The following is a 19,528-nucleotide window of genomic DNA, read 5'->3' as shown; positions in this document are numbered from 1 at the left end:
TCATGTCTGATCCGATCGTCGTGGCCGAACAGGCCATGCCCGAAGGTGCTTGCGGCCGGGCCCTGGTGAGGGCCTGCCAGGTCTTCGCCATCGCAGGCTCCCTGGTGTTCGTGGCCATCGTGCTCATGAGCGTGGTGTCCATCACCGGGCGCAAGCTCTTCTCCCACCCCGTCAACGGCGACGTCGAGATGCTGCAAATGTGCGCCGCCTTTGCCGCGGCCTCCTTCTTCGCCTGGTGCCACCTCTCTGGCAGCGACGTGAAGGTGGACTTCTTCACCGCCAAGGCCTCGCCCCGCGTGGTGCACAGCCTGGACGCCTTCGGCTCGCTGCTGGTCGCCATCTTCGGCGCCCTGATCGCCTGGCGCACCGGCGTCGGCGCCCTGATGGTGAAGGACGCCGGCGAACACAGCATGCTGCTGGACTGGCCGCTGTGGATCCCGCAGATGGCCATGGTGCCCGGCTTCGTGCTGCTGGCCCTGGCCGGCGCCTACCGCGCCTGGCAACACCTGCATCTGGCTGCACAAGGAGACGCAGCATGAGCGGCATCGCCATTGGCAGCAGCATCTTCGGCATGCTCATGGTCCTGCTGGCCCTGCGGGTGCCCATCGGGATCGCCATGTTCACCATGGGGGCCGCCGGTTACTGGTCGCTCAGCGGCTTTGAATTCGACCGCCTGCTCGACGCCCTCAAGACCGTGGCCTACGCACGCCTGTCGAACTACGACATCGCCGTGATCCCACTCTTCCTGCTGATGGGCCAGTTCGCCACGCACGGCGGGCTGAGCGCGGCACTGTTCCGCTTCGTGGCGGCCTTCATGGGCCACCTGCGCGGCGGCATCGCCATGGCCGCCATCGGCGCGTGTGCAGGCTTCGGCGCCATCTGCGGCTCCTCGCTCGCGACCGCGGCCACCATGGGTCAGGTCGCCCTGCCGGAACTCAAGCGCTTTGGCTACTCGGGCAGCCTGGCCACGGGCGCCCTGGCTGCCGGTGGCACCCTGGGCATCATGATCCCGCCCTCCGTGCCCCTGGTGATCTACGCCATCCTGACGCAGGAGTCCATCGGAAAGCTCTTCATGGCCGCGGTGCTGCCGGGCATCATCGCCATGATCGGCTACATGCTGGTTGTGCGCGTGTTCGTCGCCCTCAAGCCTGCGTCTGCGCCCGCTGGCCCGGTCGTACCCTGGCCCGATCGCATCAAGGCCCTGGTGCAGGTGCTTCCCGTGCTGCTGGTCTTCGTGGTGGTGATCGTCGGCATCTATGGTGGCTGGGCCAATCCCACCGAGGCCGCGGCCATTGGCGCCGCCGCCTGTGGCGTGCTGGCCGTGACACAGGGCGGACTGCGCCTGCCCGGACTGAAAGCCAGCATGCTGGGCACCGCCCAGGCCACGGCCATGATCTACCTGGTGCTGCTGGGCGCCGACATGCTGAACACGGCGCTGGCCCTGTCTCAGATGCCGGTGGAACTGGCCGCCTGGGTGCAGGCCAGCCAGCTCAGCCCCATGCTGGTGATGGTCGCCATCCTGGTCATCTACATCCTGCTCGGGTGCGTGATGGACAGCCTGGCCATGATCCTGCTGACCATCCCCATCTTCTACCCCGTGGTGATGGGCCTGGACTTCTACGGCATGAACCCGACCGACAAGAGCGTGTGGTTCGGGATCCTGGCATTGATGGTGGTGGAAATCGGCCTGGTGCACCCACCGGTGGGCATGAACGTCTACATCATCAACCGCCTGGCCAAGGACGTGCCACTGACCGAGACCTTCAAGGGGGTGATGCCCTTTCTGCTGTCCGACCTGCTGCGCATCGTCCTCCTGCTGGCCTTCCCCTCGATCGCGCTGGTGCTGGTGCACACCTTCGGGGGCTGATGCTGCACACGGGGCTCGCCCGTCGAGCCCTTGCATGATGGGGACCTGAGCCCCTCCCAGGCCGAACCGGCACAAGCGGGTTCGGCCTTTTTTGTGTGCGCTTGGGATCGAAGCCCTGAACTCAGGGCGTTTGTTCAGGAGCCTGCTCGGGCGTTGCGAGCAGATCGCTCATCACGGAACGCACAACGGCGTCACACAAAGCCGCCACGTCGGGTGACGCATCGATCGCACGGGTGATCATGAACACAGCCGACGTGAGCCCCAGATCGCTCAAGGGCAGGTAGACGATGTCGTCACGCTGCAAACGCTTCACTGATTGAGGCACCAGGGTCACCCCAACGCCGGCCGCCACCATGCCGATGGCCGTTTGCAGGCCATTGGTTTCAAAGATCCTCGCAGCAGGGCACCCCCTGGCTCGAAACTGCGCCAGGATGTGATCCGCAAAACTCGGTCTCGGCTGCGATGGATAAATGATCACAGTCGACTCGGAAAGGGTTTTCAAATCCACTTCCTGATACCCCGACAAATCCCCACCGGCTGGCACCACGGCCACCAAGGACTCCTCTTCGATCAGCCTGTTGACCAAACCATCGGACTGGATGGCAACCCGACCAAAACCCACGTCAATCCGCCCGGCCTGCAAGGCCTCAACCTGCTGCACGGACGTCAATTCCGTCAGCATGACGTCAATATCCGGATTCGAGACCATGAAACCCCGAATGGTCTTTGGCAAAGCCCCGTAAAGCATGGATGGGACAAACCCCACCCCGACCCAACGCCGCTGTCCATGCCCCAACCTCTTGGTAGCTCGGCTTAATTCTTCGATTCTCGCGAGTATCTGCGTCGACTGCTCAAAGAAAAAGGCTCCGGCACGGGTCAAGGCAATCGGCCTGGCAGACCTGTCAATCAGGGTAACTCCCAGCTCTTCTTCGAGCTGTTGAATCTGCCGAGAAAGGGGCGGCTGAGCGATGTGCAAACGCTCCGCGGCGCGGGTGAAATTGAGCGTGCTGGCGAGCGCTTCGAAATAGCGAAGGTGCCTGAGTTCCACGATACCTCCAGGGTATTGAATACCAGAAAAGACAGAGCCAAACGATATTGGACACCTTTGAATCAGCGGTGAGAACATCCGTCTGCGCCGCAAAGAAGGGCGCACCTGACTGTACGTCAAGGCACAAGAGGAGACAAAGAAATGAACACGAATTTCACGCGCCGCAAGCTGCTGAAAGCCCTCCCCGCCGCAGGCGCGGGCGCTTTCAGCCCTTGGATCCTGGCTGAGACCAGCAAACCCATCAAAATAGGTTTTGTGAGCCCCCAAACCGGCCCTCTGGCCGTTTTCGCAGAACCTGACAAATTCATTCTCGAGCAGGTGATGAAATCTGTTTCCGGCGGCGTTGTGATCGGCGGAAAGAAATACCCCGTCGCCATCGTTTACAAAGACTCCCAGTCCAACCCAAACAAGGCCGGCTCGGCTGCGGCAGAGCTCATTTTGCGCGACAAGGTCGACCTGGTGGTGGCCTCTGGCACCCCTGCCACCACCAACCCTGTGGCAGATCAATGCGAACTCAACGGCGTTCCGTGCATCACCAATGACGCACCCTGGCAGCCCTACTTCTTTGGCCGCAAGGGCAACCCAAAAACAGGGTTCGAGTGGACGTACCACTTCTTCTGGGGCCTCGAAGACGTGGTTGGCGCCTTCTCCGCCATGTGGGCTCGCACGGCCACGAACAAGACCGTGGGCGCCCTGTGGCCGAATGACGAAGACGGCAATGCTTGGGGCGACAGCAAACTGGGCTTCCCCCCTGCCCTGGCCGCCAAAGGCTTCAAGGTGATCGACCGCGGTCGCATGCAGACCCCAGTCAGCGACTTCTCGGCCTTCATCGCCGAGTTCAAGAAAAACCAGGTCGAGATCGTCACTGGGGTGCTGCCCCCACCAGACTTCGCCAACTTCTGGAACCAGTCAGGTCAACAAGGCTTCAAACCCAAGATCGTGACCGTGGCCAAAGCCACCGAGTTCCCGTCCGCTGTCAGCGCCTTTGGCGACCGTGCTCAGGGCCTGACGGTGGAGCTCATGTGGAGCCCAGAGCACCCCTTCTCGTCCAGCCTCACCGGTCAGAGCTCGCGCCAGTTGGCCCAGGCCTACACCGCGGCCACAGGTCGTCCGTGGATCGTCACCCTGGGCTTCAAGCAGGCCTTGTTTGATGTCGCCATCGACGTGCTCAAGCGGGCTACCGACCGAAGCCCGGAAGCCATTCGCGATGCCATCGTGAGCACGCAGCTCGCCACCATCGTGGGCCCCATCCAGTTCAAGAAGGGTCCGGTCCCCAACGTCTGCAAAACACCGTTGGTGGTCGGGCAATGGAAGCGCTCGGGCAAGAGCCTCGAGTTGCGCATCGTCGACAACAGCCTGGCACCCAACGTGCCACAGCAAGAACAGCTCGATGTGCTGCGCTACGCCTGAGCACCATGACCAATACCGCAACCTCGACACCCATCCTGCTGCTGCATGGCGTGAGCAAACGCTACGGCGCGCTGCAGGTCACCCATGACATGAGCTTCAGCGTCCACAAGGGGGAAACGTTGGGCATCCTCGGCCCCAATGGGGCCGGCAAGACGACCTTGTTCAACCTGATCTCTGGCGATGTACGCCCCGATCAAGGCCGCATCGAATACATGGGCCAGAACATCACCCACCTCTCCCCTCACCAACGCTGTCGGACCGGCATCGGGCGCAGTTACCAAGTGCCCCAGCCGTTTGCCCACATGACGGTCTTCGAAAACCTGGTAACTGCCGCCTGTTTCGGTGGCCAGGAGTCGGAGAACGAGGCCTGGCACACGGCAACCGAAGTGCTGGAAAAAACCGGGCTCACCGCTCACGCCAACAAGCCGGCCGGCGGCCTGACCTTGCTCAACCGCAAGCGCATGGAGCTGGCTCGCGCCCTGGCCACCCGTCCGGACCTCTTGCTGCTCGACGAAATCGCCGGTGGGCTGACGGAACACGAAGCCATGGAACTGGTGGACGAACTGCGCCGCATCAAGGCAGAAGGCACATCGATGGTTTGGATCGAACACGTGGTGCACGCGCTGCTCTCCATCGCCGATCGGCTGCTGGTCGTGAACTTCGGCGCCAAGTTGGCCGAGGGCCATCCCCAAGCCGTGATGAACGACGACGAGGTGCGACGCGTCTACATGGGCATGGAGGCATGAGATGAGCGACACATTGATCCGCACACAGGGCCTGAAAGCGCACTATGGCGATGCCCAGACCTTGTTTGGCATCGACTTTCACCTCAATCCTGGTGAAGTGGTGGCCATCATCGGCGCCAATGGCGCAGGCAAAAGCACGTTTCTCAAATCGCTGACCGGCCTCGTTCCCGTGAATCGGGATGCCATCACGCTGCGCGAGGAAGCCATCGGGGGCCTGCACCCTGCCCAAATCGTCCGCCGCGGGCTGGCCATGGTGCCTGAAGGGCGCCGGCTGTTCGCCAGCCTGAGCGTCGAAGAAAACCTGCTGATGGGCGCCTTTGCCAGGCGCAAAGGCCCATGGAACCTGCAACGCCTTTACCGGCAGTTCCCCATCCTGCAGGAAAAGCGCAAAACCGCGTCTGGCGCCCTGTCAGGCGGCCAACAGCAATTGGTGGCCATCGGACGCGCCCTCATGGGCAACCCCGATGCGCTTCTGTGCGACGAGCTCTCTCTGGGTCTGGCGCCCGTCGTGATCCGCGACATCTACGCGGCCATGCCAGCCATCACCTCGGAAGGCATGAGCGTGGTCGTGGTCGAGCAAGACGTGGGATTGGCGCAGCAGGTCTCACACCGTGTTTACTGCTTTCAGGAAGGCCGCGTATCGCTCGAAGGGCGCAGCGACGCCCTGACCCGCGAAGAGATCAGCCAAGCCTATTTCGGGATGTGACCATGTTGGATACCCTCGTACAAGGCCTGCTGCTCGGCGGCCTCTATGCCCTGTTTGCACAGGGGCTCTCTGTGATGTTCGGCGTCATGCGCCTGACCAACATCGCACAGGGCGACTTCATTGTGATGGCAGCCTTTGGTGCGCTCACCCTGGCCCCCTGGTTGGGAGGCAACCCGATCTGGGTCGCGCTGGCACTGGTGCCCGGTGGATTCGTGATCGGCTATGGCCTACAGCGGTGGCTTCTCAACCGCACCCTGGGCAAGGACCCACTGCCTTCACTGGTGGTGACCTTTGGACTGTCGATCGTGGTTCAGAACGGCCTGCAGGAAGCCTTCTCGGCCGATCCACGCGCTTTCATCATCGAAGGACTGGGCACCCGCAGCATGTCCGTGGGCGGCGTGAGCATCGGCCTCCTTCCTGCCCTCATTTTCGGCACCGCCATCGCCTGCACGGCGGGGCTTCAGGGCCTGTTTGGCCGCACAGCGATTGGTCGAGCCTTCCGTGCCGTATCGGACGACCCAGAGATCGCCCAGACCATGGGGCTCGACGCCAGCAGGGTTTACGCCATCGCCACCGCGCTGGCCTTCTCCGTGATCGCCGTGGCCGGACTGTTTCAGTCCCTTCGCACAACGGTGTCGCCCAGCGATGGACCGATGCTGCTGCTCTTTGCCTTCGAAGCCGTGATCATCGGTGGCATGGGCTCCTTCTGGGGCACCTTGCTGGGCGCACTCGTACTGGGCCTGACGCAGCAGCTTGGCTTGTTCTTTGATCCAGGCTGGGGCATGTGGTTCGGCCACCTTGTTTTCCTGGCCGTGCTGATCGTGCGCCCACAGGGACTGTTTCCCAAGACCAAAGGCTGAGCCGTCATGAAACCCACCGTCATCCGCGACACCCGCAGCAGCCGCATTGCGCTGCGCCTCTTTGCAACCTGGCTGGTCTTTGCAGCCACGCTGCCCTTCTGGGCCGAGACCGCCTGGCTCCGTGAATTCACCGAGATGGCCTGCTTCTTCATCCTGGCGATGATGTGGAACCTGCTGGCGGGTTACGGCGGCATGGTGTCTGTTGGACAGCAGGCCTTTTTCGGCCTGGGTGGCTACGCCATGCTCACCCTGGCAGACCTGTTGGGCATCAACCCATTTCTGGCCATCCCCATGGCTGCTGCATGTGCTGCGGTCTTGGCCGTACCCGTTTCATGGGTGGCCTTCAGACTGCAGGGCGGCTACTTCGCCATCGGCACCTGGGTGATCGCTGAAGTCCTCCGACTCACCATCGCCAATATCCAGTCGGTGGGCGGAGGCTCCGGCACCAGCCTCACTTCTCTGCGTGGCATCGACCGGGCCACCCGTCAGAACCTGACCTTCTGGATCGCACTGCTGTGCGTGACTGCCTGCATCGTCGGGGTCTACGCCTTCCTGCGCAGCAAGCAGGGGCTGGCGCTCCAGGCGATCCGAGACAACCCCATGGCGGCAGAGAGCCAAGGCATTGCCGTACAAAAGATGAAGCTCAGCGTTTTCGTGATTTCCGCCATGGGCTGTGGTGCGGCCGGCGCCCTCTACTTTGTGGCCAACCTTCGCATCAGCCCCGATGCGGCCTTCAGTGTCAACTGGACGGCCTTTGCCATCTTCATCGTGGTGATCGGTGGCATTGGGCAATTGGAGGGTCCCATGCTCGGCGCGAGCATCTACTGGCTGCTCAACCGCTTCTTTTCCGACTACGGCACGTGGTACCAGATGGGCCTGGGCCTCATGGCCATCGTGATCACGATCTGGTTCAAGCGCGGCTTGTGGGGCGCCTTATCAGATCGCTTCGAGCTGTCCTTCTTCCCCACACGGCGCACCTTGACGTGGGCAAAACCGGATGAACCCGTTGTGACGGGCGCGCCGACCGATTCACACATGAAGCTCACTCACTGAGCCACCATACCCAAGCCGTATCGCGCCCCACCACAACGGTATTGGACAAAGCGAAGCGAACGGCGAATCATCCATATCAGGCCGCGACAAGACGGTCCCACCCGATCAACCCACCGTATCGAGGAGACAAACATGGCACTCACTGGCGTCATCCGCCCTGGCCACTGCCAACTGCGCGTACTGGACCTGGAGGCATCCATCCAGTTCTACACCAAGGTCATGGGCCTCAAGCTCATGGGCCGCGATGCTTCGGGCCGCGCTTACTTCAAATGCCTGGAGGAACGCGATCACCACAGCTTGATCTTGCGTCAGGCACACAAGCCAGGCATGGACTTCTACGGCTTCAAGGTGCGCGACACCCACGCCCTCAAACAGATCGAATCCGACCTGCGGGCCCACGGCGTGCGCACTGAGCGCATTCCAGCGGGTGATCTGCTGGAAACAGGCGAACGCGTGCGTTTCGAGTCGCCCACCGGGCACATCTTCGAGCTCTATGCCGAGAAGAAGGACGTGGGCAACGAGATGGGCTACCTCAACCCCGACGTGATCATCGATGGTCGCATCGGTATCTCTCCTATTCGCCTCGATCACTGGCAAATACACGGCGCTGACATCGACGGCAGTCGGGATCTGTTCACAAAGGTCCTGGGTTTCTCGGTGGCCGAGCGCATCCTGATGGACGATGGCCAGAGCGACGCGGCCGTGTGGCTCACGTGTTCCAACAAGGCGCACGACATCGCCTTCGTCAGGGACGAGCGTGACAACACGCTGCATCACCTCTCCTTCCTGCTGGGCACCTGGGAGCAGGTGCTGAAGGCGGCCGATGTGATGGGCATGCACCGCGTGTTCATCGATGAAGGCCCGATGCGCCACGGCATCACCAAGGGCACAACGATCTATGCGTTCGACCCTTCTGGCAACCGCTTCGAGACCTTCTGCGGCGGCTACGACTTCTACCCCGACATGCAGCCCACCGTGTGGACCGCCGATCAGATGGGTCGCGGCGTTTTCTACCACACCGGTGAACTCAATGAACGCTTCCTCACCGTGGTGACCTGATCACCTGAACACCATGCACACCACCTCTGACCTTCCCATCCAATCCCTTGGCGACGCCCTCTACACCGCCTTGCGCGAGGCCATCCCCATCGATCCGCTCACTGCACGCTACCCAGGTATGACGATCGACCAGGCCTACCGTGTACAGCAGCGCCTGATCGAACGGCGACTGCAGGATGGCGAGCGCATCGTTGGCAAGAAGATCGGCGTCACCTCGCGTGCCGTGATGAACATGCTGGGCGTCCACCAACCCGACTTCGGCTACCTGACCGACGCGATGATCGTCAACCAGGGCGACACGGTCGACCTGCAAGCCCTGATTCAGCCCAAGGCCGAGGGTGAAATCGCCTTCGTGCTCAAGCGTGACCTGATGGGCCCAGGCATCGGGGTGGCCGATGTACTGGCCGCCACCGAGTGCGTGATGCCCTGCTTCGAGATCGTGGATTCGCGCATCCGAGACTGGAAGATCCGCATCGCCGACACCGTGGCCGACAACGCGTCCTGTGGCGTCTTCGTCCTCGGAAGCCAGGCCATCAGCCCAACCCGGCTTGACCTCTACACCACCGGCATGGTGCTGGAGAAGAACGGCGAGATCGTGGCCACAGGCTCTGGCGCTGCCGCCCTGGGCTCACCACTCAACGCCGTGGCCTGGCTGGCCAACACCCTGGGCGCATTGGGGATCGGCCTCAAGGCCGGCGAGGTGGTGCTGTCTGGTGCGCTGGCCGCCATGTTCCCTGCTCAGTCTGGCGATCACTTTCGCGTCTCGATTGGCGGCATGGGCGAATGTGCCGTGCGCTTCGCCTGACCCCTCCACACCCCATACAACCCGAACCGGAGCCCAACATGCCGCTTTCCGCTCACACCATTGAAGGACTGGCCGAACGCCTTGAAGCCTGCCAACTCGACGCCCGCGAAACCCACAAGATCACCGACGATTACCCCGACTTGACCTGGCAGGAGGCATACGCCATCCAGGCCGCCATCCTGGCGCGCAAGCTGGCACGTGGGCGCAAGCTGGTCGGCCTCAAGGCCGGCCTCACCTCCACTGCCAAGATGAAGCAAATGGGCGTGACGTCGCCCGTGTTTGGCTTCATGACCGACGACTATGCCGTGCCTCACGGAGGGGAGTGCCCCGTTCAGGGTCTGATCCACCCCAGGGTCGAGCCCGAAATCGCTTTCGTCACCAAGAAGGCGTTGAAAGGTCCGGGCTGCCACATCGCAGCAGTGCTGGAAGCCACCGACTTCGTCATCCCCGGCATCGAGGTGATCGACAGCCGCTACCGCGACTTCAAGTTCGACCTCAAAAGCGTGGTGGCTGACAACACCTCGGCAGCCCGTTTCGTCATTGGTGGACAACCCACCCGCGTCGACCAGGTCGACCTGCGCACCGTGGGCATCGTGATGGAGAAGAACGGGGAGCCTGTGGCCTTTGGTGCCGGTGCCGCCGTGCTGGGGCACCCCGCTACCGCCATCGCCATGCTGGCCAACCACCTGGGAGAACTCGGCCAGGAAATCCCTGCCGGCACGTTGATCCTCTCCGGCGGCATCACCGAGGCGATTCCCGTGGCAGCAGGTGACCACATCAGCCTTCACGTTCACGGCATGGGCAGCACCGGCCTGCGCTTTGTCTGACCCCAACCAACCCGGAGTCCACCCATGCCATTTGCCCAAGTGTTCATGATCGAAGGCCGCAGTGAAGAACAAAAGCGCGCCGTGATCGAAAAAGTCAGCAGCGCCCTTGTCGAGGCCACCGGCGCACCGCGAGAGGCCATCCGCGTCTGGATCCAGGAAGTGCCCAAAACCAACTGGGGCATCGCGGGTCAGACCGCCAAGGACCTGGGGCGCTGAGCACAGCCTCCACGCCATCCACCCAGCTCTAGCGAGCACAAGCGAGAAGCCATCATGAAGAAAATCAAATGCGCCCTCATCGGGCCCGGCAACATCGGCACTGACCTGCTGGCCAAGCTGCAGCGCAGCACCGTGCTGGAACCCGTGTGGATGGTGGGCATCGACCCCGCCTCCGATGGCCTCAAGCGGGCCCGAGAAATGGGCCTGAAGACCACGGCTGACGGTGTCGATGGCCTGGTGCCTCACATGAAGGCCGACGGCGTGCAGATCGTCTTCGATGCCACCTCGGCTTATGTGCATGCAGAAAATTCTCGCAAGGTCAATGCACAGGGTGCGCTCATGATCGACCTGACGCCTGCAGCCATCGGCCCCTATTGCGTGCCGCCTGTGAACCTGAAGGCGCACGTGGGTCAGGGCGAAATGAACGTCAACATGGTCACCTGCGGTGGCCAGGCCACCATCCCCATGGTCTATGCCGTCAGCCGGGTACAGCCCGTGGCTTATGGCGAGATCGTGGCCACCGTGTCCAGCCGCTCGGTGGGCCCTGGCACCCGAAAGAACATCGACGAGTTCACCCGCACCACCTCGGGGGCGGTCGAGCGCGTGGGTGGCGCCAAACGGGGCAAGGCCATCATCATTGTCAACCCGGCCGAGCCGCCGCTGATCATGCGTGACACCGTGCACTGCCTCACCGAAACCGAGCCCGATCAGGCTGCCATCACGGCCAGCGTGCTGGCCATGATCAAGGAAGTCCAGAAATACGTGCCGGGCTACCGCCTGGTCAATGGCCCCGTTTTCGATGGCAAACGGGTGTCGGTTTTCCTGGAAGTGGAAGGTCTGGGTGACTACCTGCCCAAGTACGCGGGCAACCTCGACATCATGACCGCCGCCGCAGCGCGCACCGCTGAAATGTTTGCCGAAGAAATGCTGGCCGGGCGCCTGACGCTGGGCCTCGCGCCCGAAACCGCAGAAGTCTGAAACACCGGGAGACCCACGATGAGCACACCCCAAATCACCCTGCATGACATGACCTTGCGTGATGGCATGCACCCCAAGCGGCACCAGATGTCGCTCGATCAGATGACCCGCATCGCGCAAGGCCTGGACCGCGCTGGCGTACCGCTGATCGAGGTTACCCATGGCGACGGCCTGGGCGGCTCTTCGGTCAACTACGGCTTCCCGGCGCACAGCGACGAGGACTACCTCCAGGCTGTGATCCCGCTGATGACCCAGGCCAAGGTCTCGGCCCTGCTGTTGCCCGGCATCGGCACGGTCGACCACCTGAAGATGGCGCATGAACTGGGCGTGCACACCATCCGCGTGGCCACGCATTGCACCGAAGCCGACGTGTCGGAACAGCACATCACCTATGCCCGCAAGCTTGGCATGGACACCGTGGGTTTCCTCATGATGGCCCACATGAGCGATCCGGCCAGGTTGGTCACCCAAGCCAAGTTGATGGAGGGCTACGGCGCCAACTGTGTCTACGTGACCGACTCGGCCGGTTACATGCTGCCAGAAGACGTGAAGGCTCGCATCGCAGCCGTACGCGATGCACTGAAGCCCGAGACCGAGATCGGCTTTCACGGCCACCACAACATGGCCATGGGCGTGGCCAATTCGATTGCGGCCATCCAAGCTGGTGCCACCCGGATCGATGCGGCCGCGGCAGGCCTGGGTGCCGGCGCGGGCAACACGCCCATCGAGGTGCTGGTGGCGGTGTGCGCGCGCATGGGCATCCCCACAGGGGTCGACCTCTTCGCCATCCAGGATGTGGCCGAGGACCTGGTCGTGCCCATCATGGACCACCCCATCCGCGTCGATCGCGATGCGCTGACACTGGGTTATGCCGGTGTGTATTCCAGCTTCCTCCTCTTTGCCAAGCGCGCCGAGAAAAAATATGGGGTGTCGGCCCGCGAACTGCTTGTGGAATTGGGCCGACGCGGCATGGTTGGCGGACAGGAGGACATGATCGAGGACACGGCCATCACGTTATCGCGCACACGCGCAGCGGCTTGACTCCTTCTGACGCAGTCAGCCCTGACGGGCCGGACCTGTTCACGCAGGTCCGGCCCGATTCGTTTACGAGCGTGTCGCAGCACACACAAATCCACAGGCCGCCAGCAACAAGGCCGCAACCCCGGCCCCATAGCATCAAGCGCCCCTCCTTCCCCTCAGCCCCGACTGGAAACCCGATGCTCCAACGTGTTCTGTTCCTCATCTCCCTGCTTGCGGTCGGGTTCCTGCCTGGCTGTGGTGGCGGGGGCGGCGCCAGTGCCGGCAGCAGTGCGACCACCACAGCGGCATCGGGCAGCACGCCCACCATCACCAGCCAGCCAGCCTCGCTCACGGTCACGCTGGGCGCCAGCGCCACGTTCACGGTGACCGCCAGCAGCACCAGCACGCTCTCCTACCAATGGCGCAAAGGCGGGACGGCCATCGGCGGCGCCACCTCGGCGTCCTACACGGTGAGCGCCGTCACGGCCAGCAGCGCCGGTGACTACGACGTCATCGTGAGCAACGACAGCGGCAGCACGACCAGCTCGGTCGCCACCCTCACCGTGCAGAGCAGCGATGGCACCCCGCTCATCACGAGCCAGCCCAGCTCGGTGTCCGTCGCCTCCGGCGGCACCGCGACCTTCACCGTCACGGCCTCGGGCAGCGACCTCGCCTTCCAATGGCGCAAGGACGGATCGGCCATTTCTGGCGCCACCGGCAGCAGCTACACGCTCAGCTCGGTGAGCAGCAGCGATGCCGGCAGCTACACCGTGGTGGTGTCGAACACGGCCGGCTCGGTCACCAGTGACGCCGCCACGCTTTCGGTGACGACCACGACCAGCTCCACCACGGCCCAGACGGCCTCGGCCGTGAGCGCCGCCAACGCCTTCATCGCCACACTCAGCAGCACACAACAAAGCACCGTGGTGCAGAGCTATGCCCTGGCCACAGCCCGACACTGGTCCAACCTGCCGGCCTCCATGGTCTCTCGCAACGGGCTGGCCTGGAGCTCACTCAGCACCGCACAGAAGACGGCGGCCCGAACCCTGATCAGCACGGCCCTGGGCAGCACCGGCAACACGCTGCACCTGGGCATGCAGGCGGCCGACGACCAACTGGTCAGCGCCTACAGTGCCTCCAGTTCGACCTATGGCAGCGGGCACTACTACATCGCCTTCCTGGGCACCCCCTCCACCACCGGGTTCTGGCTGCTTCAGCTCACTGGCCACCACCTCACCTTCAACATCGCCTTCAATGGCAGCTACAGCGCGCCCACACCGCTCTTCCTGGGCGTGGAGCCCAAAGGCAGCTTCACGCTCAACGGCACCACCTACGATCCCATGGCCGCCCAGCGCACCGCCGTGGCCAACCTGGTCTCGGGCCTGAGCAGCTACTCGGGAGCCCTGCTCAGTGGCTCGTACGCCGACCTGCTCTTCGGCGCCAATGGCTCGGGCAACATCGATGGCACCTTGCCCAAGTCCTACCCCACGGGCACCACCGGGCGCGGCATCCTGTACGGCAACCTGTCGTCCACCGACCAGGCCAAGGTCATCGAGGTGATCAAGGCCTACGTCAACACCCAATCGACCGCCATGTCGGATGAGCTGCTGGCCAGCTACCTGAGCGACACGGCCCTGGCGTCCACCTACGTGGCCTATGCAGGCAGCGCCAACGTCACCACCAGCGGTGCCTACATCCGGGTGGACGGCCCCCGCGTGTGGATCGAGTTCTCGGTGCAGCGCGGCGTCATCGTCTCCAGCGACATCCACTACCACACCATCTGGCGCGACAAGGTGGGCGACTACGGCGGCAACTTCTGATGCGCGCCATCGCCCTGCTCCTGGTGACCCTGCTGGGCGTGATCGCACCGGGCTTCGCCACGGCCCATCCCATGGCCGAAAGCAGGGTGTGGGTCGACACCACCGCCCAGGGCCTGAACCTGACACTGAACCTGCCGCTGAACCAATTGGGCCTGGCCTACGGCCACACGCTCGACGGCGAACCCCATCAGGTTCTGGCGCGTGAGCGCGAGGGCCTGAGCCGCTACCTGCTGGCCCACATCGGTGCGCGCAGCGGCACCCAAGGCTGGTTGGCCCTTCGACCCGAACTCAGCGTGAGCGGCCAGACGCCTGCGGCAGAGCTGGTCGCCCAGATGCGCCTGGTGGCACCCATCGGGCAGGACCCGCGCCAGGGCGAACTCTTGCTCGACGTGGTCACGCACGAGGTTCGGAGCCACCGCGTGCAGGTTTTCCTCCGCCACGATTGGGCCTCTGGCCGGGTCGCCCTTGCCGAGGTGCTGCCGCAGCCGCTGGCCGAACTGCGGTACGGGCAGGGCAGCGTGGCCCTCACACTGCCTGCGTCGCGCACAGGCGCCAGCTGGCTCAGTCTCTGGCAGCACGGCATGGCCCACATCGCAGAGGGCAGCGACCACCTGGCCTTCCTGCTCCTGCTGGTGGTGGTCGCGCCACTGGGCATGAACAACGGACGCTGGGCCGCGCCCCGGCCCGCCCGACAAGCCTGGCAGCACATTGGCTGGGTGGTCAGCGCCTTCACACTGGGCCACGCCCTGACGCTCACGCTCGGCAGCACAGGGTGGCTGAGCCTGCCTTCGCAATGGGTGGAGGTGGGCGTGGCGCTCACGATCGCGCTGGCCGCCGTGCACGCACTGAGACCGATCTTCGGGCGCGGCGAAACCCTGGTCGCCCTCGGATTCGGGTTGGTGCACGGCATGGCCTTCTCGGCCAGCCTCAGTGGCGCAGGTCTCAGCGCATGGCAGCACGCCCAGGCACTGATGGCGTTCAACCTCGGCATCGAAACCATGCAAGGCCTGGTGCTGCTGGCCACCCTGCCGCCCTTGCTGAAGCTGGCCGGTCAGGGGCAACGCCTGGCATGGCTGCGCCGTGGATTGGCCATCGCCTGCTTCGACATCGCCCTGCTGTGGACCGCCGAACGCCTCGCCTGGCTCCCAACCGGCACATCGGCCTGGGTCGACAGCCTGCTCTCGCAGGGCATCTGGCTGCCGGGCATGCTTTGGCTGATCGCGCTGTGGCCGGCGCACACGGGCCCCACTCCGTGTCGCCAGACCGCCTGAGATCCCAAAGGTCCCACAGGTCTTCAATGTCCCAAAGGGGCCTTCGTAAAGTCAGGTGAAGTCACGCGCGGGCGTGCATCCAGACCTTGAAATGACACCGATAAAGATATATCTTTGATACATCGAAACGACGGACTTCTCAAGGAATCCAGACCATGCATCCCGCACACCATCCCCACCACGCCCACCACCGCCACGGTGGCCGCCACCACGCTCGGCATGAGGGTCGCCACGAAGGCCACCATGGCGGTCACAGCGGCCACGGCCCCTTCGCAGGCGAACGCAGCGGCCGACGCGAACGCATCTTCGAGTCCGGCGCACTCAAACTCGTCGTGCTCCAGTTGGTCGGCCAACAGCCCAGCCATGGCTACGACCTGATCCGCGCCATCGGCGACCTGGCCGGTGGCGGCTACGCACCCAGCCCGGGCGCGATCTACCCCACCCTCACCCTGCTCGAAGACATGGGCCTGGTCGAAGCCACCACACAAGAAGGCGGCCGCAAGCAGTACGCCATCACCGAGGCTGGCCGGTCTCATCTGGTCGAACAAGACGAGGCATTGCAGCGCACCCTGGCCAAACTGGCGCAAGGCAAGCACCGCGCAGACCGTGGCCGCGCCCCTGAACTGCAGCGTGCCATGGACAACCTGAAAACCGCCCTGCGCCTTCGCTTTGACAGCGCCACCCCGCCCGACCAGGCCGCGATCGAACGCATGGCGGCCGCGATCGACCAGGCCGCACTCGCCATCGAGCGCGCCTGAGCACCACCGCACACCGGCCCGACAGCCAGACAGGATCACCATGAAACAGCACCGCTATCGCATCACCGTAGAGCATCTCGCCGACAAGGACGGTCAGCCGCCCGCCACCCCAGCCAGCCTCACCTTCGAAGCACTCAACCACGACGACATCATCGCCATCGCCGAACGCATGAAGGGCCGTGGCGACTTCGATGCACAGACGGCCACCAACCTCGCCATCGGTCTCAAGCTCTTCAGCGAGGTGATGCTCATGAACCGCCAACACCCGCTGTTTGCCGAACTGGGGCCGCACTTCGGCGACTTCATGAAGCGACTGAAGTCGGGGCCAGCGCAGGGTTGAATGACTGCGTCACGACCTGAGTGCCAGGAGACCATCGCCCTAAGAGCGATCCAAAACAAAAAGCCCAAGCGCTTTGCTGCACTTGGGCTTTTTGAGGATTGTGTGGTCGGGGTGAGAGGATTCGAACCTCCGGCCTCTACGTCCCGAACGTAGCGCTCTACCAGGCTAAGCTACACCCCGATTCAACCGTTTTGTCAGCGCGCCCTCAGGAAGAACGGCCAATCGAATCGAACGACAATTGTAGCAGAGCTTCGCGGTACACCGACTCGGGCAGTGCGTCCAGGCAACGCTGGGCCTGCTCGGCCTGGGCCTGGGCGGCTTCGCGGGTGGCGTCCAGCGCGCCCGTGGCCTTCACGATCTCCACGATCTGCGCCATGCGCTCCACCTCGCCGTTGACGATGGCCTCGCGGATCAACGCCGTCTGCTCGGGCGTGCCGCGCTGCATGGCCACCAGCAGGGGCAGCGTGGGCTTGCCCTCGCGCAGGTCGTCGCCAATGTTCTTGCCCAGGGCCTCGGTGCTGCCTTCGTAGTCCAGCAGGTCGTCGATCAGCTGGAAGGCGGTGCCCAGGGCGCGGCCGTAAGCGGCGCAGGCCTCTTCCACCTCGGGCGGCGCATCGGCAATGACCGCACCCAGGCGGGCGCTGGCCTCGAACAGCTTGGCCGTCTTGTATTCGATGACACGCAGGTAATCCTCCACCGAGATGTCGGGGTCGTGCATGTTCATCAGCTGCAGCACCTCCCCCTCGGCGATCACGTTGGTGGCCTCGGCCAGCACCTCCATCACGCGCAGGCGGTTGGTCGACACCATCATCTGGAAGGCCCGCGAGTACAGAAAGTCGCCCACCAGCACGCTGGCGGCGTTGCCGAACATCGCGTTGGCCGTCTTGCGGCCGCGGCGCAGGTCGGATTCGTCGACCACGTCGTCGTGCAGCAGCGTGGCGGTGTGGATGAACTCCACCACCGCGGCCAGCTCATGGCGCTGGCTGCTCTCGTGGCCCAGGGCGCGCGCCACCAGCAGCAGCAGCATCGGGCGCACCCGCTTGCCACCGGCGCTCACGATGTAGTGCGAGATCTGGTTGACCAGCGCCACCTTGGAGGCCAGGCGACGGTGGATGACCTGATCGACCTCGGCCATGTCGGCGGCGGCAAGGGATCGGTAGCTGGCGGGGGAGGTGTTGGAGGCGGTCACGCGAGAGGCACAGCAAGAGGGTGAACTGGCGATTATAGAAAGCCCCGCCTAAATCGGGGATGACAGGGCCAGAAGACACCGACAATGCACACTGTCTACCGCCCCACCTCTGACGACCCCGAACGCCCCATGCGCGACGACACCACCGCCTCCCCTGCCCCCCTGAGCCTGGCCATCGTGGGCGCGGGCCCCGCTGGCCTGAGCCTGGCCCTGCAGGCCGCCCGCGCCCTGCCACAGGCCCGCATCACCGTGTTCGACGCCCGCGACGCCACCAAGGACGTCTCGGCCGATGCCCGCACCCTGGCGCTCTCGCTGGGCACGGTGCAGGAGTTGCAGCGCATGGGCGTGTGGGACGCGATCGAGGTCAGCGGCCAGAGCGCCGCCATCCGCCAGGTGCACGTCTCGCAACAGCAGCCCACCGTGTTGTGGCCCGGCCCGGCCCAGCCGGAGGTGCGCATCAGCGCGTCGGAGCAAGGCGTGGCCCGGTTGGGCGCGGTCTGCAGCTACGGCACGCTGGTCGCCCCCTTGCAGGCCGCCTGGCTGGCCGCGGTGGCCCAGGCCCCGCAGCGCCTGGCCATGCGCTTTGGCACACCGGTGCGCGGCTTCAAGCCCTTGTCCAACGGGGTGGAGATCGACGCCGACATTGCCGAGGGCTTCGACCTCGCCGTGGTGGCCGAAGGCGGTGTGTTCGCCGACCAGGCCAGGCTGCAATGGCCCGAAGGCGTGAGCCGCGACTACGAACAGACGGCCTGGGTGGGCCAGGTGCAGCTGGACGACCGTGCCGCCCCCGGCACCGCTTTCGAGCGCTTCACCCCCTCTGGCCCCGCCGCCCTGCTGCCCTTGCCCGATGGCCCGATCACGCCCGGGGGTGCCTCCGGCCGCCGCGCGGCGCTGGTGTGGTGCGTGCCCCAGGCCGACGACCCGGTGGCCGAGCTCGACGCCGCCCAGCGCCTGACGCTGCTCAACACCGTTTTCCACCCCAGCGCAGGGCGCATCACGGCCATGAGCCCGCTGAAGGCCTTCCCGCTGGGGCTCAACGCCCACCGCCGTCTGGTGAGCGAAGGCGCCGTGGTGCGCATCGGCAATGCCGCGCAGACCCTGCACCCGGTGGCTGGGCAAGGTTTCAACCTGGGGATGCGGGATGTGCACGAGCTGCTGGCGGCGCTGCAGGCCGAAGCCTGGGGCGCCCCAACGGGCCAGGCGGAGAATCAGGCCCTGACCGACGACGCCGATGCGCGTGCGGTGAAGGTCAAACGCGCCCTGCGCCGCTTCGAGCGCAAGCGCCAACCCGACCGCTGGGCGCTGCTGGCCACGACCGATTTCCTGGCGCGCAGCTTCACCTGGCCTGCGCCCATCCTCGCCACGGCGCGGGGGCTGGGACTGGGCGCGGTGCAGGCACTGGGGCCCGTCAAGCGCCTGGTGGCGCGTTCGATGATGTTTGGCTGGCGCTGAGGCGCGCCGGGCCGCGGGCGTCAGGCCTCAGCGGCGCACCCATTCGGCCGAGGCCAGGGTGTTCGACAGGTCCGGCGCCGTGAACTGGGCGTGGGCCAGGCGG

At 64.6% G+C, this 19,528-nt stretch carries 19 protein-coding genes, 1 tRNA gene and 1 pseudogene; 18 read left to right on the top strand and 3 right to left on the bottom strand.

Translation table 11 applies throughout. The annotated features are described in order from the left end of the window. Positions 1–2 precede the first annotated feature (2 nt). On the top strand, positions 3–539 hold the full coding sequence (locus QZ994_RS03040) for a TRAP transporter small permease (RefSeq protein ID WP_290868027.1): 537 nt from the start codon (positions 3–5) through the stop codon (positions 537–539). Continuing rightward, positions 536–1,867: a TRAP transporter large permease gene (locus tag QZ994_RS03035; protein ID WP_290868025.1), complete on the top strand. Its 1,332-nt coding sequence runs from the start codon at positions 536–538 to the stop codon at positions 1,865–1,867. The genes QZ994_RS03040 and QZ994_RS03035 overlap by 4 nt, the downstream gene beginning before the upstream one ends. A 121-nt stretch (positions 1,868–1,988) precedes the next feature. On the opposite strand, the gene QZ994_RS03030 is transcribed toward QZ994_RS03035, so the two are convergent. Continuing rightward, entirely contained in the window at positions 1,989–2,915 is a 927-nt protein-coding gene (locus QZ994_RS03030) for a LysR family transcriptional regulator (RefSeq protein ID WP_290868022.1), read from the bottom strand. Positions 2,916–3,056: 141 nt separating this feature from the next. On the opposite strand from QZ994_RS03030, the gene QZ994_RS03025 reads away from it, so the two are divergent. The 15 genes and pseudogenes from QZ994_RS03025 to QZ994_RS02955 all read left to right on the top strand — a co-directional run bounded on the left by QZ994_RS03025 (position 3,057) and on the right by QZ994_RS02955 (position 16,784). After that, complete coding sequence (locus tag QZ994_RS03025) at positions 3,057–4,325, top strand: ABC transporter substrate-binding protein (protein ID WP_290868019.1); 1,269 nt, start codon at positions 3,057–3,059, stop codon at positions 4,323–4,325. A gap of 5 nt (positions 4,326–4,330) precedes the next feature. After that, positions 4,331–5,071: an ABC transporter ATP-binding protein gene (locus QZ994_RS03020; protein ID WP_290868016.1), complete on the top strand. Its 741-nt coding sequence runs from the start codon at positions 4,331–4,333 to the stop codon at positions 5,069–5,071. Between the two features lies 1 nt (position 5,072). Then, positions 5,073–5,777, top strand: a complete 705-nt coding sequence (locus tag QZ994_RS03015; protein ID WP_290868013.1) for an ABC transporter ATP-binding protein — start codon at positions 5,073–5,075, stop codon at positions 5,775–5,777. Positions 5,778–5,779: 2 nt separating this feature from the next. Beyond that, positions 5,780–6,637 (top strand): branched-chain amino acid ABC transporter permease, encoded by an 858-nt coding sequence (locus QZ994_RS03010; RefSeq protein ID WP_290868009.1) that lies wholly within the window; start codon positions 5,780–5,782, stop codon positions 6,635–6,637. A 6-nt stretch (positions 6,638–6,643) separates the two neighbouring features. Next, a complete protein-coding gene (locus tag QZ994_RS03005) occupies positions 6,644–7,690 on the top strand; it encodes a branched-chain amino acid ABC transporter permease (RefSeq protein ID WP_290868006.1) in 1,047 nt (348 codons plus the stop codon). A 132-nt stretch (positions 7,691–7,822) separates the two neighbouring features. Beyond that, positions 7,823–8,749 carry a catechol 2,3-dioxygenase gene (locus QZ994_RS03000; protein ID WP_290868003.1) on the top strand — a complete coding sequence of 309 codons (927 nt, stop codon included), beginning with the start codon at positions 7,823–7,825 and terminating at the stop codon, positions 8,747–8,749. Positions 8,750–8,762: 13 nt separating this feature from the next. Beyond that, positions 8,763–9,554, top strand: coding sequence for a 2-oxopent-4-enoate hydratase (dmpE, locus tag QZ994_RS02995; protein WP_290868000.1), 792 nt, complete (start codon positions 8,763–8,765; stop codon positions 9,552–9,554). 38 nt (positions 9,555–9,592) lie between these two features. Then, positions 9,593–10,381, top strand: coding sequence for a 2-oxo-3-hexenedioate decarboxylase (gene dmpH / locus QZ994_RS02990; protein WP_290867997.1), 789 nt, complete (start codon positions 9,593–9,595; stop codon positions 10,379–10,381). 21 nt (positions 10,382–10,402) lie between these two features. Beyond that, positions 10,403–10,597 (top strand): annotated as a pseudogene (locus QZ994_RS02985) (2-hydroxymuconate tautomerase); the annotation flags it as partial. A 51-nt stretch (positions 10,598–10,648) separates the two neighbouring features. Further along, positions 10,649–11,575, top strand: a complete 927-nt coding sequence (locus QZ994_RS02980) for an acetaldehyde dehydrogenase (acetylating) (protein WP_290868094.1) — start codon at positions 10,649–10,651, stop codon at positions 11,573–11,575. Between the two features lie 18 nt (positions 11,576–11,593). Further along, on the top strand, positions 11,594–12,616 hold the full coding sequence (dmpG, locus tag QZ994_RS02975) for a 4-hydroxy-2-oxovalerate aldolase (protein ID WP_290867994.1): 1,023 nt from the start codon (positions 11,594–11,596) through the stop codon (positions 12,614–12,616). Positions 12,617–12,792: 176 nt separating this feature from the next. Beyond that, on the top strand, positions 12,793–14,415 hold the full coding sequence (locus tag QZ994_RS02970) for a DUF3500 domain-containing protein (RefSeq protein ID WP_290867991.1): 1,623 nt from the start codon (positions 12,793–12,795) through the stop codon (positions 14,413–14,415). Further along, complete coding sequence (locus QZ994_RS02965) at positions 14,415–15,686, top strand: HupE/UreJ family protein (RefSeq protein ID WP_290867988.1); 1,272 nt, start codon at positions 14,415–14,417, stop codon at positions 15,684–15,686. The genes QZ994_RS02970 and QZ994_RS02965 overlap by 1 nt, the downstream gene beginning before the upstream one ends. Positions 15,687–15,841: 155 nt before the next feature. Continuing rightward, positions 15,842–16,444, top strand: coding sequence for a PadR family transcriptional regulator (locus QZ994_RS02960; RefSeq protein WP_290867986.1), 603 nt, complete (start codon positions 15,842–15,844; stop codon positions 16,442–16,444). A 40-nt stretch (positions 16,445–16,484) separates the two neighbouring features. After that, positions 16,485–16,784, top strand: coding sequence for a DUF3861 domain-containing protein (locus QZ994_RS02955; RefSeq protein WP_290867983.1), 300 nt, complete (start codon positions 16,485–16,487; stop codon positions 16,782–16,784). A 103-nt stretch (positions 16,785–16,887) separates the two neighbouring features. Here the strand turns inward: QZ994_RS02955 and QZ994_RS02950 are convergent. Then, positions 16,888–16,964 (bottom strand) — tRNA-Pro (locus QZ994_RS02950). A 25-nt stretch (positions 16,965–16,989) separates the two neighbouring features. Further along, on the bottom strand, positions 16,990–17,973 hold the full coding sequence (ispB, locus tag QZ994_RS02945) for an octaprenyl diphosphate synthase (RefSeq protein ID WP_290867980.1): 984 nt from the start codon (positions 17,971–17,973) through the stop codon (positions 16,990–16,992). Between the two features lie 84 nt (positions 17,974–18,057). On the opposite strand from ispB, the gene QZ994_RS02940 reads away from it, so the two are divergent. Further along, on the top strand, positions 18,058–19,425 hold the full coding sequence (locus QZ994_RS02940) for an FAD-dependent monooxygenase (RefSeq protein WP_290867977.1): 1,368 nt from the start codon (positions 18,058–18,060) through the stop codon (positions 19,423–19,425). Positions 19,426–19,528: the final 103 nt, after the last annotated feature.

Source organism: Aquabacterium sp. (assembly GCF_021768455.1).
Classification (GTDB): Bacteria; Pseudomonadota; Gammaproteobacteria; order Burkholderiales; family Burkholderiaceae_C; genus Aquabacterium.
This window is presented reverse-complemented; position numbering and strand designations above follow the sequence as displayed.